The 17071-nt window shown below is 46.3% G+C and carries 15 protein-coding genes; all 15 read left to right on the forward strand.

The features are described from left to right. Nucleotides 1-47: 47 nt before the first annotated feature. The 15 genes from hpf to uvrB all read left to right on the forward strand — a co-directional run bounded on the left by hpf (nucleotide 48) and on the right by uvrB (nucleotide 17066). Complete coding sequence (gene hpf / locus M1D90_RS02960; protein WP_103749393.1) at nucleotides 48-608, forward strand: ribosome hibernation-promoting factor, HPF/YfiA family; 561 nt, start codon at nucleotides 48-50, stop codon at nucleotides 606-608. A gap of 160 nt (nucleotides 609-768) precedes the next feature. After that, nucleotides 769-3294 (forward strand): preprotein translocase subunit SecA, encoded by a 2526-nt coding sequence (secA, locus tag M1D90_RS02965; protein WP_020453099.1) that lies wholly within the window; start codon nucleotides 769-771, stop codon nucleotides 3292-3294. A gap of 62 nt (nucleotides 3295-3356) precedes the next feature. Beyond that, nucleotides 3357-4458 (forward strand): peptide chain release factor 2 gene (prfB, locus tag M1D90_RS02970; protein WP_096748347.1). Its coding sequence is split into 2 segments (ribosomal slippage): nucleotides 3357-3428 and nucleotides 3430-4458, totalling 1101 coding nucleotides; the frame shifts between segments, so codons are not numbered across the junction. A 201-nt stretch (nucleotides 4459-4659) separates the two neighbouring features. Beyond that, nucleotides 4660-5514: a YitT family protein gene (locus tag M1D90_RS02975; protein WP_020453097.1), complete on the forward strand. Its 855-nt coding sequence runs from the start codon at nucleotides 4660-4662 to the stop codon at nucleotides 5512-5514. A 48-nt stretch (nucleotides 5515-5562) separates the two neighbouring features. After that, nucleotides 5563-5889: a cytochrome c551 gene (gene cccB / locus M1D90_RS02980; protein ID WP_020453096.1), complete on the forward strand. Its 327-nt coding sequence runs from the start codon at nucleotides 5563-5565 to the stop codon at nucleotides 5887-5889. A 350-nt stretch (nucleotides 5890-6239) separates the two neighbouring features. Beyond that, entirely contained in the window at nucleotides 6240-6926 is a 687-nt protein-coding gene (gene ftsE / locus M1D90_RS02985; RefSeq protein WP_003185670.1) for a cell division ATP-binding protein FtsE, read from the forward strand. Beyond that, on the forward strand, nucleotides 6919-7809 hold the full coding sequence (ftsX, locus tag M1D90_RS02990; protein WP_026580168.1) for a permease-like cell division protein FtsX: 891 nt from the start codon (nucleotides 6919-6921) through the stop codon (nucleotides 7807-7809). The genes ftsE and ftsX overlap by 8 nt, the downstream gene beginning before the upstream one ends. A gap of 92 nt (nucleotides 7810-7901) precedes the next feature. After that, nucleotides 7902-9152, forward strand: a complete 1251-nt coding sequence (locus M1D90_RS02995) for a murein hydrolase activator EnvC family protein (protein ID WP_026580167.1) — start codon at nucleotides 7902-7904, stop codon at nucleotides 9150-9152. A 154-nt stretch (nucleotides 9153-9306) separates the two neighbouring features. Next, nucleotides 9307-10365, forward strand: a complete 1059-nt coding sequence (locus M1D90_RS03000) for a tartrate dehydrogenase (RefSeq protein WP_020453093.1) — start codon at nucleotides 9307-9309, stop codon at nucleotides 10363-10365. A 127-nt stretch (nucleotides 10366-10492) separates the two neighbouring features. After that, nucleotides 10493-11911 carry a carboxy-terminal processing protease CtpB gene (gene ctpB, locus M1D90_RS03005; protein ID WP_101561419.1) on the forward strand — a complete coding sequence of 473 codons (1419 nt, stop codon included), beginning with the start codon at nucleotides 10493-10495 and terminating at the stop codon, nucleotides 11909-11911. Between the two features lie 352 nt (nucleotides 11912-12263). Beyond that, the gene (gene swrA / locus M1D90_RS03010) at nucleotides 12264-12617 is read left to right on the forward strand and encodes a swarming motility protein SwrAA (RefSeq protein WP_003185659.1); all 354 of its coding nucleotides are present in this window, start codon (nucleotides 12264-12266) and stop codon (nucleotides 12615-12617) included. 273 nt (nucleotides 12618-12890) lie between these two features. Then, nucleotides 12891-14126: a PDZ domain-containing protein gene (locus M1D90_RS03015; protein WP_081691837.1), complete on the forward strand. Its 1236-nt coding sequence runs from the start codon at nucleotides 12891-12893 to the stop codon at nucleotides 14124-14126. Between the two features lie 125 nt (nucleotides 14127-14251). Next, entirely contained in the window at nucleotides 14252-14545 is a 294-nt protein-coding gene (locus tag M1D90_RS03020; RefSeq protein WP_020453090.1) for a DUF5316 domain-containing protein, read from the forward strand. A gap of 118 nt (nucleotides 14546-14663) precedes the next feature. After that, on the forward strand, nucleotides 14664-14897 hold the full coding sequence (locus M1D90_RS03025) for a CsbA family protein (protein WP_020453089.1): 234 nt from the start codon (nucleotides 14664-14666) through the stop codon (nucleotides 14895-14897). Nucleotides 14898-15080: 183 nt separating this feature from the next. Continuing rightward, nucleotides 15081-17066, forward strand: coding sequence for an excinuclease ABC subunit UvrB (gene uvrB / locus M1D90_RS03030; protein ID WP_025810713.1), 1986 nt, complete (start codon nucleotides 15081-15083; stop codon nucleotides 17064-17066). Nucleotides 17067-17071 lie beyond the last annotated feature (5 nt).

Raw genomic sequence — 17071 nt, forward strand, 5'->3', positions numbered from 1 at the left:
GACGAAATGTATTTACATATCCTTAATATAAAGGAGGCGTTCTTTTGATGGAGTACAACGTCAGAGGAGAAAACATTGAGGTAACACCAGCGTTAAGAGAACACGTCGTGAAGAAAATTGGAAAGCTTGAGCGTTATTTTGAAAATAACGTTGATGCGATTGTTCACGTCAACTTGAAATTCTACAACGATCAGGAATCTAAGGTGGAAGTGACAATTCCAATGACAGACCTCTCTCTCCGTGCGGAAGTTCACCACGAAGATATGTACAATGCAATCGATCTCGCAACGAACAAACTGGAACGTCAAATTCGCAAGCACAAAACAAAAGTGAACCGGAAATTCCGCGAAAAAGGTTCTCCGAAGTATGTTTTTGCCGAAGAAAACGGCATCGGAACGGCCGTGCAGGATGACACTGAGGATGAACAGCCGCAGGTTGTCCGTCAAAAGCGCTTTAATTTAAAACCGATGGATAATGAAGAAGCGATTTTACAAATGAATATGCTTGGACACAGCTTCTTTGTATTCACGAACGCCGAAACCAATCTGACCAATGTGGTCTACCGAAGAAACGACGGAAAATACGGTTTGATCGAACCGAACGAATAAATATATCAAGTCCCCTCCCGGATCTTCCGCAGAGGGGATTTTTTCCGTTTCCCCGCGGTAAATTGTTTGGAAATGACAAAAGGTATGATATGATATTGCATATATAAAAATTACTGTTTACTCATACTTAAACAAGGAAAATAAAGAGGAGCGTTATTCTATGCTTGGAATTTTAAATAAAGTGTTTGATCCGACAAAACGCACGCTCAGCCGTTATGAAAAGAAAGCGAACGAGATTGATGCGCTCAAGGCAGATATAGAGAGGCTTTCAGACGAAGCTTTGAAACAAAAGACAATCGAGTTCAAAGAGCGCCTTGAAAAAGGCGAAACAGTTGACGATCTTTTGACTGAAGCGTTTGCCGTTGTCAGGGAAGCTTCCCGGCGCGTGACAGGCATGTTCCCGTTTAAGGTTCAGCTGATGGGAGGCGTTGCCCTTCATGAAGGGAATATCGCCGAAATGAAAACGGGGGAAGGTAAAACGCTGACGTCCACAATGCCTGTTTATTTGAACGCTTTGTCAGGGAAAGGCGTTCACATCGTGACGGTCAACGAATACCTGGCGAGCCGCGATGCTGAAGAGATGGGAAAAATCTATGAATTTCTCGGGCTGACAGTCGGCTTAAACCTGAACAGCCTTTCAAAAGACGAGAAGCGTGAAGCCTATGCAGCCGATATTACGTACTCTACGAATAATGAGCTTGGCTTTGACTACTTGCGCGACAACATGGTGCTTTATAAAGAGCAGATGGTTCAGCGTCCGCTTCATTTTGCAGTCATCGATGAAGTCGACTCGATTTTGATCGATGAAGCAAGAACGCCGCTCATCATTTCTGGACAAGCGGCCAAATCCACAAAGCTGTACGTTCAGGCTAATGCGTTTGTCCGCACGTTAAAAGTGGATCAGGACTACACATACGATGTGAAAACAAAAGGCGTTCAGCTGACTGAAGAAGGGATGACAAAAGCAGAAAAGGCATTTGGCATCGAAAACTTGTTTGATGTCCGCCATGTCGCCTTAAACCATCATATTGCCCAGGCGCTTAAAGCCCATGCGGCGATGCATAAAGACGTCGATTACGTCGTCGAAGACGGCCAGGTCGTTATCGTCGACTCTTTCACAGGCCGTCTGATGAAAGGCCGCCGCTACAGCGACGGGCTCCACCAGGCCATTGAAGCGAAGGAAGGGCTTGAGATCCAAAATGAGAGCATGACGCTCGCGACGATCACCTTCCAGAACTATTTCCGCATGTATGAAAAATTGGCAGGGATGACGGGTACGGCAAAAACGGAAGAAGAAGAATTCCGCAACATCTACAACATGCAGGTTGTAACGATTCCGACCAACAAGCCGATCGCCCGTGATGACCGCCCGGATTTAATTTACCGGACCATGGAAGGAAAATTTAAAGCTGTTGCAGAGGATGTCGCCCAGCGCTATATGGTCGGTCAGCCGGTTCTTGTCGGTACGGTTGCGGTTGAAACATCTGAATTGATTTCAAAGCTGCTTAAAAATAAAGGCATTCCGCATCAGGTGTTAAACGCGAAAAACCACGAGCGGGAAGCCCAGATTATCGAAGATGCCGGGCAAAAAGGCGCGGTCACCATCGCGACCAACATGGCGGGACGTGGTACGGACATCAAGCTTGGCGAAGGCGTAAAAGAGCTTGGCGGACTGGCCGTTATCGGTACAGAGCGCCATGAATCACGGCGGATTGACAACCAGCTGCGCGGACGTTCAGGCCGTCAGGGGGACCCTGGTATCACCCAATTTTATCTTTCCATGGAAGATGAATTAATGAAACGCTTCGGTGCAGAACGGACGATGGCGATGCTTGACCGCTTCGGAATGGACGATTCGACGCCGATTCAGAGCAAGATGGTTTCAAGAGCGGTCGAATCTTCACAGAAGCGTGTGGAAGGCAACAACTTTGATGCCCGTAAGCAGCTTCTGCAATACGATGACGTGCTCCGCCAGCAGCGTGAGGTCATCTATAAACAGCGCTTTGAGGTCATCGATTCCGACAACCTCCGCTCCATCGTCGAAAATATGATTAAAGCTTCACTTGAGAGGGCTGTTGCTTCATACACGCCAAAGGAAGATCTGCCTGAAGAGTGGAATCTTGAAGGCCTTGTCGAGCTTGTAAATGCGAATTTCCTTGATGAGGGCGGAGTGGAGAAAAGCGACATTTTCGGAAAAGAGCCTGAGGAGATTACAGAGCTCATTTATGACAGGATCAAGACGAAATACGATGAGAAAGAAGAGCGGTACGGCTCTGAACAAATGCGCGAATTTGAGAAAGTCATCGTTCTCCGCGAAGTGGATACGAAATGGATGGATCACATCGATGCGATGGATCAGCTGCGTCAAGGAATTCATCTGCGCGCTTACGCTCAGACAAACCCGCTTCGCGAGTATCAAATGGAAGGCTTTGCAATGTTTGAAAACATGATCGCGGCCATCGAAGATGATGTAGCCAAATTCGTCATGAAGGCTGAAATTGAAAACAACCTTGAGCGCGAAGAGGTCATTCAAGGACAGACGACAGCCCATCAGCCGAAAGAAGGCGATGAGGAAAAACAAGCGAAGAAAAAACCGGTCCGCAAAGCGGTGGATATCGGACGCAATGATCCTTGCTACTGCGGGAGCGGAAAAAAATATAAAAACTGCTGCGGAAGAACAGAATAAAAAGAGGTGCACGCCTCTTTTTATTTTGAACAGGCTGAAATCTATGATGAGGTGAAAGAATAATGGAATTGGCAGAAATCAGACAGGAACTTGAAAATATGGCTACTCGATTAGCGGACTTCAGGGGGTCTCTTTGACCTCGAAACAAAGGAAGCAAGAATCAGCGAATTAGACGAGCAGATGGCTGACCCTGACTTTTGGGGAGATCAGCAGAAAGCGCAGACGATCATTAATGAAGCGAATGCGTTAAAAGATTATGTCAACACGTATAACAAGTTGAGCGAATCTCATGAAGAACTGCAAATGACACACGATCTTTTAAAAGAAGATCCTGACCAAGACCTGCAAAATGAACTGGTCAGCGAGCTGAAAAGCTTAACAAAGCAATTTAACGAATTTGAGCTGCAGCTATTGTTAAGCGAGCCGTATGATAAAAACAATGCGATTCTTGAGCTTCACCCGGGAGCCGGCGGCACCGAATCACAGGATTGGGGTTCAATGCTTCTCAGAATGTACACCAGGTGGGCAGAGCGCCGAGGATTTAAGGTGGAAACCCTTGATTACCTCCCAGGGGATGAAGCAGGAATCAAGTCTGTCACTCTCCTGATCAAAGGACACAATGCCTACGGCTATTTAAAAGCCGAGAAAGGCGTACACAGGCTCGTCAGAATTTCTCCGTTCGACTCATCAGGGCGCAGGCACACGTCGTTTGTGTCTTGTGATGTCATGCCTGAATTCAACGAAGAAATCGACATTGAGATCCGTACGGAAGATATTAAAGTCGATACGTACAGGGCAAGCGGCGCCGGCGGGCAGCACGTCAATACGACAGACTCCGCCGTCAGGATCACCCACCTGCCGACAGGCGTCATCGTCACTTGCCAAACGGAGCGCTCACAAATTAAAAACCGCGAACGTGCCATGAAAATGCTGAAGTCGAAGCTGTATCAGCGCAGAATCGAAGAGCAGCAGGCACAGCTTGACGAAATTCGCGGCGAACAAAAAGAAATCGGCTGGGGAAGCCAGATCCGCTCATACGTTTTCCATCCGTATTCCCTAGTGAAGGATCATAGAACGAACACGGAAATGGGGAACGTGCAGGCGGTTATGGACGGAGACATTGACTCTTTCATCGACGCATATTTGCGTTCAAAGCTTTCCTAAATTGGAGAAAGACACATCCATATTGTGAGATGTGTCTTTTTTTTGCGGGTAAATCCGCCTGGATATGTTCAGCCTAAGCCGTAAGAAGCTTTGTCCCTCTGCCGCTTTATCCGATTAATACGTTATTTGGCTGTTATTTACTTACAATAAGCTAAATGCTATACTCTCGATTGGTAACGAATCGTGCGGAGGATGACAGATATGAATATGGATAAAACGAGACATCAATTGTTTGCGGTGTTGCGTGACTACGGCTATATCCTGTTTGGATCAGCTGTCGTCGCTATGACATTTAATATGTTTCTGCTTCCCAACCGGATTGCAGCCGGCGGAGTCAGCGGCATCAGCACCATTTTGCAATCATTCGGCTTTGAAGCTGCCTATGTGCAATGGGCATTTAATATTCCTTTATTTATTGCCGGGATTCTCATACTCGGAGGAAAATTCGGCATTAAAACGCTTGTCGGGTCTGTTTTTCTCCCCTTTATCGTATATATGACACGGGACATTGCTCCGGCGACAGAGAATCCGCTCTTAGCCGCCATTTTCGGCGGTGTCGGCATCGGAGTTGGTATCGGGATGGTCTTTCTCGGAAGGGGTTCTACAGGCGGGACTGCGCTGGCTGCGCAAATCATTCATAAGTACACCGGGCTTTCGCAAGGCAAATGTTTGGCGCTGATCGACGGAACGATCGTCCTGTCGGCGATGTTTGTTTTTAACATCGAACAGGGACTGTATGCTATGCTTGGCGTTTATATATCAAGCAAAACCATCGATGTTATCCAGGTCGGGCTGAACCGTTCCAAAATGGCAATGATCATTACCAACCGGGAAGAGGAAGTTCGACATGCGGTACTGAATAAAATTGACAGAGGGATTACGAAAATATCAGCGGTCGGAGGCTATACAGATGATGAGCGGCCCATTTTGATGTGCGTGGTCGGCCAGACCGAGTTCACAAAGCTGAAACAACTTGTGAAACACATTGATGAGTCTGCATTTGTCATTGCGATGGATGCTTCAGAGGTGCTTGGCGAGGGTTTTAAACGCGCGTAATCGAGGTTATAATAAAGGTTGACTTGTTAAAGGAGCTGACTTAAAAAAATGAAAATGAAGCTGTTTACTCTGTTTATGGCTGTTTCTTTTGTGCTGGCTGCCTGCGGGGGCAATAACAATGAAAGCAAAGAGAAAAACACAGGCGGGCAAGCAACTGCAACGGACGGGGAAGAGATTTACCAGCAAAACTGCACAGGCTGCCATGGTAAGGATTTGTCCGGCGGTTCCGCCCCGAGCTTGAAAGAAGTTGGCGGCAAGTATAAGGAAAGCGAAATTAAAGACATTGTAGTCAACGGCCGCGGCGGAATGCCTGGCAATCTTGTAGACGAAAAAGAAGCTGAAGCGGTCGCGAAGTGGCTTTCAGAGAAAAAATAAGAATGCCTTGCCGGTCAGGAGGCGAAGAGAACCTTCTTCACATTCGGGTGAAAAAGGTTCTTTTTTTGTTGAAAAGGCCTTTATGCCTATTAAAGAACGAAGAAAAACAAGTTCTTTTATCTCAGAAAAGGCCCAAAGTACAAATTTTTTGTCTGATTTTGCGTTTTTCCTATAACTTATGTCGGCATTGAAACAAAACTGTAATATCATTTTGTCTAATCTTGACGTATAATGGGTGTTGTTGAAAAAGGGCTTGGATCAATACCATTTACCGTGAATTTAGCAGGACACAAAACGACATGTCCTTTCGAAGAGTATGACCGTATAAACATAGAAGATTAGGTGATTACATGATCGAAATAAAAGATGTATATAAGACTTATTCCAACGGGGTCTCGGCGCTGAACGGAATAAGCATCTCTATATATCCCGGGGAATTTGTTTATGTTGTAGGACCGAGCGGAGCAGGAAAATCAACCTTCATTAAAATGATTTACCGCGAAGAAAAGCCTTCCAAAGGGAAGATTGTCATAAACAATAAAAATTTGGCGCAGCTCAAAGAAAAAGAGATTCCTTTTATCAGAAGGAAAATCGGCGTTGTATTCCAGGACTTTAAACTGCTGCCAAAGCTGACGGTGTTTGAAAATGTTGCATTTGCTTTAGAGGTCATCGGGGAGCGTCCAGAGGTGATCAGAAAAAAAGTGCTTGAAGTGCTTGATCTTGTCCAGCTGAAGCACAAAGCAAGGCAATTCCCTGATCAGCTGTCCGGGGGAGAACAGCAACGGGTTTCAATTGCACGGTCAATCGTCAACGACCCTGATGTCGTGATCGCTGACGAGCCGACGGGAAACCTTGACCCTGAGACGTCTTGGGAAATCATGAAGACGCTCGAGGAGATCAACAACCGCGGAACAACAGTCGTTATGGCGACTCATAACAAAGAAATCGTAAACACCATGAAGAAACGGGTCATCGCAATCGAAGACGGGGTCATTGTGCGTGATGAAGCTAGAGGGGAGTATGGTTCTTATGATTAGAACTCTCGGACGGCATTTGCGCGAGAGCTTAAAATCTCTCGGGAGAAACGCGTGGATGACTTTCGCATCCATCAGTGCTGTAACAGTTACACTTATCTTGGTCGGCGTGTTCATGGTCATCATGCTGAACGTATACAATATGACATTAAAAGCCGAACAGGAAGTCGAAGTCAAAGTGCTTGTTGACTTGACGGCCAACCAGGACCAAAAAAATACATTGGAAAAAGAAATAAAAAAAATACCGGAAATCAGCAGTGTCAAATATTCATCTAAAGATGAAGAGCTGAAAAACCTGAAAGACAGCTTTGGGGAAGACGGGAAATTCTTTGCAATGTTCGAGCAGGAAAACCCGCTGAACGATGCATTTGTCGTAAAAACAAAAGACCCTCAAGACACACCGAAAGCTGCCAAGAAGCTTGAGAAGCTGACCAACGTCTATAAGGTGACATACGGGCAGGAGCAGGTAGACCGCCTGTTTAAAATCAGCGGTGTCACCAAAGTAATCGGGATTGCATTGGTTGTCGGCCTGCTGTTTACGGCGATGTTTTTAATCTCTAATACGATCAAAATCACGATTTTTGCAAGACGCAAAGAAATCGAGATTATGAAACTTGTAGGCGCGACAAACTGGTTCATTCGCTGGCCGTTCTTCATTGAAGGTCTGCTCTTAGGTGTATGCGGTTCTATCATTCCGATCGCTATTTTGCTCGGAACGTATCATCATGCCGTTCAGTGGATCGCTCCGAAAGTTCAGGGCACATTCATACAGCTCTTGCCGTACAATCCGTTCGTCTTCCAAATTTCAGCGATCCTTGTGCTGATCGGAGCCGTTATCGGTGTATGGGGAAGCTTGATGTCGATTCGCAAATTCTTAAAAGTTTAAACCGGCGCTCTCGCCGGTTGTATCATGTTTAAAGCTGGGATGCCTGCAAAGCGCCGGGCTCCCTTGATTCTGAAGGCAAGGAGGAACCAAGGTTGAAAAGAAAGCTTATGACGCTGGGGCTGACCGCTGTGCTCGGATCGTCGGCAGTGCTGATCCCCCTAAAAAGCAACCATGCTTTAGCTTATGAAGACTTGGAGAAAAAAAAGAGCGACGTTCAAAGCAAAAAATCTGAAAACGAGTCAAAACTCGAAAAAAAGAAACAGGAGCTTTCAAAGCTTGAATCAAAAGAAGCAGGCCTGAAAAGCGAGATCGAGAAAATCGACCGTCAGATGACGAACACGAATGAAAAGCTGGAAAAGAAAAACGAAGAAATCGACCAAACAAAGAAAAGCATTGAAGAGCTGAAAAAGCAAATCAAAAAGCTTAAAGAAAAGATTGAGAAACGCAATAAAATATTGAAAGACCGGGTTCGCTCCATGCAGGAAAACGGCGGTTCCGTTCAATACATAGATGTGCTTCTCGGCTCGAAAAGCTTTGGGGATTTCATCAGCCGTGCGGGTGCGGTTTCGACAATTGTCGAAGCTGATAAAGACCTGATGGAAGAGCAAAAGCGCGATCTTCAGCTTGTTGAGGAAAAGGAGACAATGCTGAGCAAGGATCTTGAAAGCCTTGAAAAAGCGCTCAAAGACCTGGAAGATTTAAAAAAGACGCTCGACAAGCAGCAAAAAGAGAAAGCAAACGTCATGAAAAAAGTGAAGCAAGATAAAGATCATGCGCATGAAGAACTTGGTTCACTCGAAAATGAAGCAGAAATTTTAAAGCGTCAGGATGAAGCGATCAAAGCTGAAGAGGCGCATCGGAAAAAGCAGGAAGCTGAAGCTAGCCGCCGGGCTTCAAGCGGCCAATCGGAAGCCTCTTCTTCTAAACCGTCGGCACCAAGCAGCTCAGGCTTTATCCGTCCTGCTTCCGGCACATTTACTTCCGGGTTCGGAAATCGTTCGCTCGGGAATCACTTCGGCGTAGATATCGCCAAGCGCGGTTCAGGTGTTCCGATTCATGCGGCAGCCGCCGGAACGGTCTATAACGCCCATTACTCGTCCAGCTACGGCAATGTTGTGTTTATTACCCATAATATCAACGGGCAAACATATCAGACGGTCTACGCTCACATGTCTTCGATTAAAGTGCAGACAGGCCAGCGTGTTGAACAGGGACAAGTGATCGGAACGATGGGAAATACAGGCCAATCCTACGGGCAGCATCTTCACTTTGAAATTCATAAAGGCCTTTGGAACAACGCGAAATCCAATGCTGTTGACCCGGCCAATTATATACCGCTTTAAAAATGAAAGCCGATTCGTCCGGAAATGGACCGAATCGGCTTTTTGTTATTCAAATTGAGATGCTTCAAAATTTGTTCTTGTCAGAAAATAACACAAGGTATAGAATGAAAGTGACATCTGTCGACAGTCGACTATTTGAATAGGGGATGATCTAATGAAAGTATTCAACATTGCCAGCATACCCGGTGACGGAGTAGGAAAAGAAGTCGTACCTGCTGCACAGCGAGTTTTGAAAGCGGTTTCTGATGTTCACGGAGGACTCTCATTTCGGTTTACGGAGTTTCCATACAGCTGCGAGTATTATTTGGAACACGGGGAAATGATGCCCGATGACGGTATGGAGCAGCTGAAAGAGTTCGACAGCATTTTCCTTGGAGCGGTAGGAAACAGCAAGCTTGTCCCCGACCATATTTCCCTATGGGGGCTGCTCATTAAAATCCGCCGCGAATTTGAACAGGTCATCAATGTTAGACCTGCGAAATATTTGCAAGGAATCAAGTCTCCGCTGGCCAATCCAAAAGATTTCGATCTTCTTGTCGTCAGGGAAAACAGTGAAGGGGAATACAGCTCGATCGGAGGCAGAATCTTCAGAGATGAAGATGAAATCGCCATCCAAAATGCCGTTTTTTCAAGAAAAGGGGCGGAGAGGGCGATGCGCTTTGCATTTGAGTTGGCGGCTAAACGGAAAAAGCATGTCACAAGCGCAACAAAATCGAACGGAATCGTATATTCAATGCCTTTTTGGGATGAAGTCTTTGCGAACACGGCAAAAGACTACCCTGGCATTACCGCTGATTCGCAGCACATTGACGCGCTGTCGGCCTTTTTTGTAACGAAGCCGGAGAAGCTTGACGTCATTGTTGCCAGCAACTTATTCGGTGATATTTTGACCGATATCGGGGCGGCGATTATGGGGAGTATAGGCGTGGCGCCGGCCGCCAATATCAATGTAAACGGCAAATATCCATCCATGTTTGAGCCTGTGCACGGCTCTGCCCCGGATATTATCGGCAAAGGAATTGCAAACCCGATCGGCCAAATTTGGACGGCTAAAATGATGCTTGATCATTTTGGAGAAGAAGAACTCGGTGCCAGATTGCTTGACGTGATCGAAGACGTTCTAAAAAGCGGTTACTTGACGCCTGATATCGGCGGTTCAAGTACGACAGATGAAGTGACAGAAGAAATCATCAAGCGTGTGAAGACTATATAAGCAAAAGCTGCCGGCAATCCGGCAGTTTTTTTGCTGTGAATGGAAAATCGATTACATGATACGGGCGATTTTTGCGCATAATACTTCAAGCAACAAAACATAGTGCAGGCAGAAGAGGAGGTATAGGATGAATCAGAAGATTGCACGGCTCATCATTGCGCTCAGCCTGTTATGCGGCTTGGTAACAGGCGCCGGTCCGATTCCGTTTCATGATGCCGTTCCAAAAGCATCAGCGGCTGCCGCCAGAAACGAATTGGAGAAAATTGAGAAAGCATATGACCTGATTTCAAATGAATATGTAGAGCAGGTCGACAGGGAAAAGCTGTTGGAAGGAGCCATACAGGGCATGCTTTCAACATTGAATGACCCATACTCGGTTTATATGGATAAACAGACGGCAAAGCGGTTTTCAGATTCCCTTGATTCCTCTTTTGAAGGAATCGGCGCAGAAATCGGAATGGAAGACAGGAAAATCATTATCGTTTCTCCTTTTAAACAGTCTCCGGCAGAGAAAGCCGGATTAAAGCCGAACGATGAAATCATCAGTATCGACGGCGATTCCATGGCCGGAATGGATTTGAATGACGCCGTATTAAAGATCAGGGGCAAAAAGGGATCGACGGTTACGCTGAAAGTTCATCGGCCCGGCATGAAAGATCAGCTGACATTTACAATTAAGCGCGATGAAATTCCGCTGGAAACGGTATTTGCTTCCATTAAAAAAATACAGGACAAACCTGTCGGCTATATCGCAATATCTTCCTTTTCCGAACATACGGCAAAAGATTTTACTGCTGAACTGAAAAAGCTTGAGAAAAAGGGAATAAAAGGGCTCGTTTTGGATGTAAGAGGCAATCCGGGCGGATACTTGCAAAGCGTTGAAGACATTTTAAAACATTTTGTGACAAAAGATCATCCATATATACAAATCGCCGAAAGAAACGGAAATAAAAAACAATACTTCTCAAAATTAAAAGAGAAAAAACCATATCCTGTGAGCGTGATTACGGACAAGGGCAGCGCTTCAGCGTCGGAAATTCTTGCAGGTGCATTAAAAGAAGCCGAGGGTTACGACGTAGTGGGCGATCCTTCCTTTGGAAAGGGAACCGTCCAGCAAGCGGTTCCGATGGGAGACGGAAGCAATATTAAGCTGACGCTGTATAAATGGCTGACGCCTAAAGGGAATTGGATCCATAAGCAGGGAATTCAGCCGACCGTTCCAGTCGCCCAGCCTGCATATTTCTCGGTAGGGCCTGTACAGCTGAAGGAGCCTCTCAAGCCGGATATGAACAACAATGAAATTAAGCGGGCACAGCACCTGCTGAAAGGACTCGGGTTTGTCCCCGGCCGGGAAGACGGCTATTACAGTGAAGGCACAAAAAAAGCCGTCATGGCGTTTCAGGCTGAAAACAAGCTGAAACAAACGGGCATCATTGACCAAAAAACGGCAAATACAATGAACCTGCGGATTGAAGAGAAAAAGATGAAAGAAAAGAACGATCTTCAGCTGCAAACCGCATTAAAAGTGCTGTTTAACAAAAAGTGAGGACACAGGATGTCCTCACTTTTTTTATTCTCAGAAAATAAATTCTCAATCTTTTTACCTAAAATTTTTGTTTTTTCATAAAAAAAACATTCATAATGAATAGAATTGACCCGATAACATAAGTGTATGGGAGACTTTATAAGGATGTAAAGATGCAGTAAAAATGTAACTTTTGCAAGTTGTATAACTAAGGAAAACTTTTTAAAATAGAACCAAAGCTTTTTCAAGAATTATAATGTGTGCATTTTTTTTGCGGAGAATGTTAGCGCGGTTTGCGTTCTTCGTCTCTGTTGGTGGAGTCGTCTGACGCTTGCGCTTTTCTTATATATAAATAATAAATGGGGGTACACGATTGAAAAGGGCAAGTATTGTGAGAGAGAAAAAATACTATGAATTAGTGGAGCAGTTAAAAGTTCGATCACAAGACGTTACGTTTTCCGCTACAAAGGCAGTAGGGTTGCTTATGCTGTTCAGCAGATACCTCGTAAACTACACTTCGGTCGAAAGTGTGGAGGATATCAATGAGGATTGCGCGGAACTTTATTTCAACTACTTGATGGACAACCACAAGCGGCTCGGCATCAATCTGACCGATATCAAGCGGTCAATGCAGCTGATAGGAGATATTCTAGATGTCGAAGTCAATCATTACCTGAAAGACTTTTCTTTGTCGAATGTGACGCTTTGGATGAGCCAGGAGAAATAAACCTCACGTTTACCATACCCAAGCATTTTATTATTTGTTAGAATAATAATAAAATGCACCAGCTTGCCTAAAGGTGCCAGCATTTGTCGTCACGAATGCGCTTAAAAAGCACCGGCGTTAAAGCATCATGACGAAAGTTTCTGCGGCTGACGGCTCAGGCATCCCGCCTGAACGGCCGCACGTCATTTCCTCGTGCCGACGCTTTAGACAAGCTGGGTTTCCCTAAAATATCCAACGTTAAAAAGCTGCCGTATTTAAGGCGGCCTGAAATGCTTGGCTGAGGCGGTGAACGTTCCCTTGTCAGTTGAAGAAAGCTTAATTGAACTTTTAAAAGGAGCAGGATTGTTTTTTCTGCACCCGCTCTTCTATTTTATGATGATCATGAGTCTTGCTTACGGCTATGCCCGGATCAAACGTGAAAGAAAGACGTTTCATACGCGTATTGAAGATATTTATGACGAGTTTAAGTTTACATATTCCAAAGGACTCTTGGCAGGACTCGTGCTGTCCATTGTTTCGTTCGGCTTAGGGCTGTATCTGCCGATGGGTATGCTGGTTTTAATAGCGGCGGTCAGCGTTGCCGCAGCTTTAACTTTCAGACAGAGTCTGCTGTCAGCGGCATATACGCTTGGCGTGAGCATCGTCGTCGGTTTATGTATCGAATACACCGGTTTCGGAGCGCTTGACGCATTACTTCCACAGCTGTCCCTCGCGAATTGGCCGGCTGCTGCCGTCTTGCTCGGACTTCTGTTGGTAGCGGAAGGAGTGCTCGTCTACAAAACGGCACATATCAAAACTTCCCCTGCGATCGTTATGAGCAAAAGGGGGCTCCCGATCGGCCAGCAGATTGCGGGCAGAACCTGGCTTTTGCCGTTGTTCATTCTCATTCCGGGACATGCGATCGAATCATCGGTTCCGTGGTGGCCCGTTCTGTCATTTAACGGAGGCTTTGAGCTCCTCTGGATTCCTTATTTCATCGGCTTCGGCCAAAGAGTTCAAGGATCGCTTCCAATTGAAAGCATTAAAATTACAGCGAAGCGCATCAGCGTGCTTGGTATTATCATTCTGCTGCTCGCGGCCGGAAGCGTATGGTGGACGCCGCTTGCCGCTCTTGCCGCCGGAGCGGCGATCGCAGGAAGGGCCTTTTTATCATGGAAACAGCGGATGAACGATAATTCCGCCCCTTTCCATTTTTCAAAGAGAGACCAGGGGCTCGTGGTGCTCGGCATTATTCCGAACACGCCGGCAGCCGATCTCGGTCTCAAGATCGGCGAAATCATCACGAAGGTTAACGGGATTTCAGTGAAAAATACGGCGGACTTCTACGAAGCGCTTCAAAAGAACCGTGCTTTCTTCAAACTTGAAGTCGTCGGTTTAAACAATGAAATTCGTTTTGAACAAAGAGCTTCATATGAAGGAGAGCATCATGAGCTTGGCATCATCTTTGTAAAAGAAGAGGATGCGGCGATGAAGCACGCTGAGGCAGCCGCCTCACAAGAAACAGAATAATTGATGTTAATAAAGCGCCGCTTTTTCGGGCGCTTTTGCTTTTCCTTTTAGGGAATCTTTTTGGTTGTCTTTTACAAAACGTTCCGCTAGGATGATGGATAGAACCGATTGAAGGAGAATGATTGATGAAAAAGGCTTTTCTCGCCGGTGTTTTTGTTTGTTTGATAGCTGTATTGATTTCGGCTGCGGCCGGGGATTGGACGTTGATTTTCAAAGTTTCGGGATCCGCCGGACTAGGCGCAATTCTGCTGTCTGCTTTATGTTCCGGCGTATTTGTCAGCGGTGACCGGTTCAAGGGAAATCACGATTCGGAAACGAAGGAGCACAGGGAGTGGAACGGCAAACTGGCAAACGCACTCGCCGTTTTCGCCATGCCGAACCTCCTGGCAGCCGGAATCTCGTTCTTTTTCGCCTTTTAACGTCTGATTCCGAATAACGCGGCATGATAATGGACAAAATGAATGAGTGTCCATGTTTGTCCGTTTCTTTGTTCTTTAATATAATCGAATAAGATCAAGAAACGTGAGGAGGGTTTTTGTGTTTACAAAAGCCGTTTTTGCACTGATATTTCCTTTCTTGCTTGTCTTGTTTTTTACAAGGGTGACCTATAACCATTACGTCGGGATTGCGCTGACCGCAGCGCTGTTGTTCGCTTCATATTTAAAAGGTTATACGGAAACCTTTTTTATTGTAGGACTTGATATCGTCTCGCTCGTGGCCGGTTCACTCTATGCGGCGAAAAAGGCGGGCGAAAAGAAGGAAGACTCATAGAAATCGTAAGAATGATTGCCGTAAAGCCCTGCTTTTGATGACAAAAAGGAGGGGTTTTTTGATAGATCAGGAAGGGCCGGCTTTTGTGGGAAAACACAGAAACCGAACTTTAGTTCGTATTTTTACTTCGGGTGTGTTAAAATAATAAGCAGGAAGATTTCGTAAAGAAACGGAGGCTTTTTTGTGAAAGACCGCTTTGAATTAGTCTCGAATTATCAGCCCCAGGGGGATCAGCCGAGAGCGATTGATCAGCTTGTCAAAGGAATCAATGAAGGCAGAAAGCATCAGACGCTTTTGGGGGCGACCGGTACAGGAAAGACGTTTACGATGTCAAACGTGATTAAAGAAGTCAACAAACCGACTCTCGTCATCGCCCACAACAAAACGCTCGCCGGACAGCTGTACAGCGAGTTTAAGGAATTTTTCCCAAACAACGCAGTCGAATATTTTGTCAGCTATTATGACTATTACCAGCCTGAAGCTTACGTGCCTCAGACTGATACATTTATCGAAAAAGATGCCAGCATTAACGATGAGATTGATAAATTAAGGCACTCTGCCACGTCTGCTCTTTTTGAACGCAAAGATGTCATCATTGTGGCGAGTGTTTCTTGTATTTACGGCTTGGGTTCCCCGGAGGAATACAGGGAACTGGTGCTCTCGCTCAGAGCGGAAATGGAAATCGAGCGAAATGAGCTGCTCAGAAAGCTCGTTGACATCCAATATGCGCGGAATGATATCGACTTTCAGCGCGGAACATTCAGAGTGCGCGGCGATGTCGTCGAGATTTTCCCGGCTTCAAGGGATGAGCACTGCATCCGGGTTGAATTTTTCGGCGACGAAATCGAACGAATCAGGGAAGTGGATGCCCTGACAGGCGAAATTTTAGGGGAGAGGGAACACGTCGCGATCTTCCCGGCTTCCCACTTCGTCACGCGGGAAGAAAAGATGAAGAAAGCGATCATAAACATTGAAGAGGAGCTGGAAGAGCGCCTTAAAGCGCTTCGTGAAGAAGGCAAGCTCCTTGAAGCCCAGCGTCTGGAACAGCGGACGAGATACGATTTGGAAATGATGCGCGAAATGGGCTTTTGCTCGGGCATCGAAAACTATTCAAGACATTTGACGCTTCGTCCGGCAGGTTCGACTCCATATACGCTGCTCGATTACTTTCCGGACGATTTCCTGATGGTCATAGACGAGTCGCATGTCACCATGCCGCAGATCAGAGGAATGTACAACGGAGACCAGGCGAGGAAACAGGTTCTCGTCGATCACGGATTCAGGCTCCCTTCCGCTTTGGATAACCGTCCGCTCAGGTTTGAAGAGTTTGAAAAGCACATTCACAACATCGTGTATGTGTCGGCTACGCCGGGCCCTTATGAACTTGAGCATACGCCTGAAATGGTAGAGCAGATCATCCGGCCGACGGGGCTGCTCGATCCGATCATTGAGGTAAGGCCGATTGAAGGGCAGATCGATGATCTGATCGGCGAAATCCAGCAGAGAATCGAGCGGAATGAACGCGTCCTCGTCACTACGCTGACGAAAAAAATGTCCGAGGATTTGACGGATTATCTGAAAGAAATCGGAATCAAGGTCACGTACCTGCATTCCGAGATTAAAACGCTGGAGCGGATCGAGATCATCCGCGACCTTCGCCTCGGCAAGCATGACGTTCTCATCGGCATCAACCTGCTGAGGGAAGGACTCGATATCCCGGAGGTTTCACTTGTCGCCATCCTTGATGCAGACAAAGAAGGCTTTTTGCGGTCTGAGCGTTCGCTCATTCAAACAATCGGCCGCGCCGCCAGAAATGCCGAAGGCCGCGTGATCATGTATGCCGACAAAATCACCAACTCAATGGAAATCGCAATCAATGAAACGAAGCGCCGCCGCGAACAGCAGGAGGCCTATAATGATAAACACGGCATTACGCCGAAAACGATCAACAAAAAGATCAGGGACGTCATCCGGGCAACTCATGCTGCTGAAGAGCAGGAAGAATATCAAGCAAAAGAGGAGCCGAAGCTTTCGAAGATGACGAAGAAAGAGCGGGAAAAAGTGATCGCTCAAATGGAAAACGACATGAAGGAAGCCGCAAAAGCGCTTGACTTTGAACGTGCCGCTGAGCTTCGCGACTTGCTCCTAGAGTTAAAATCGGAAGGATGAATGGA

Source organism: Bacillus sp. JZ34 (assembly GCF_053903205.1).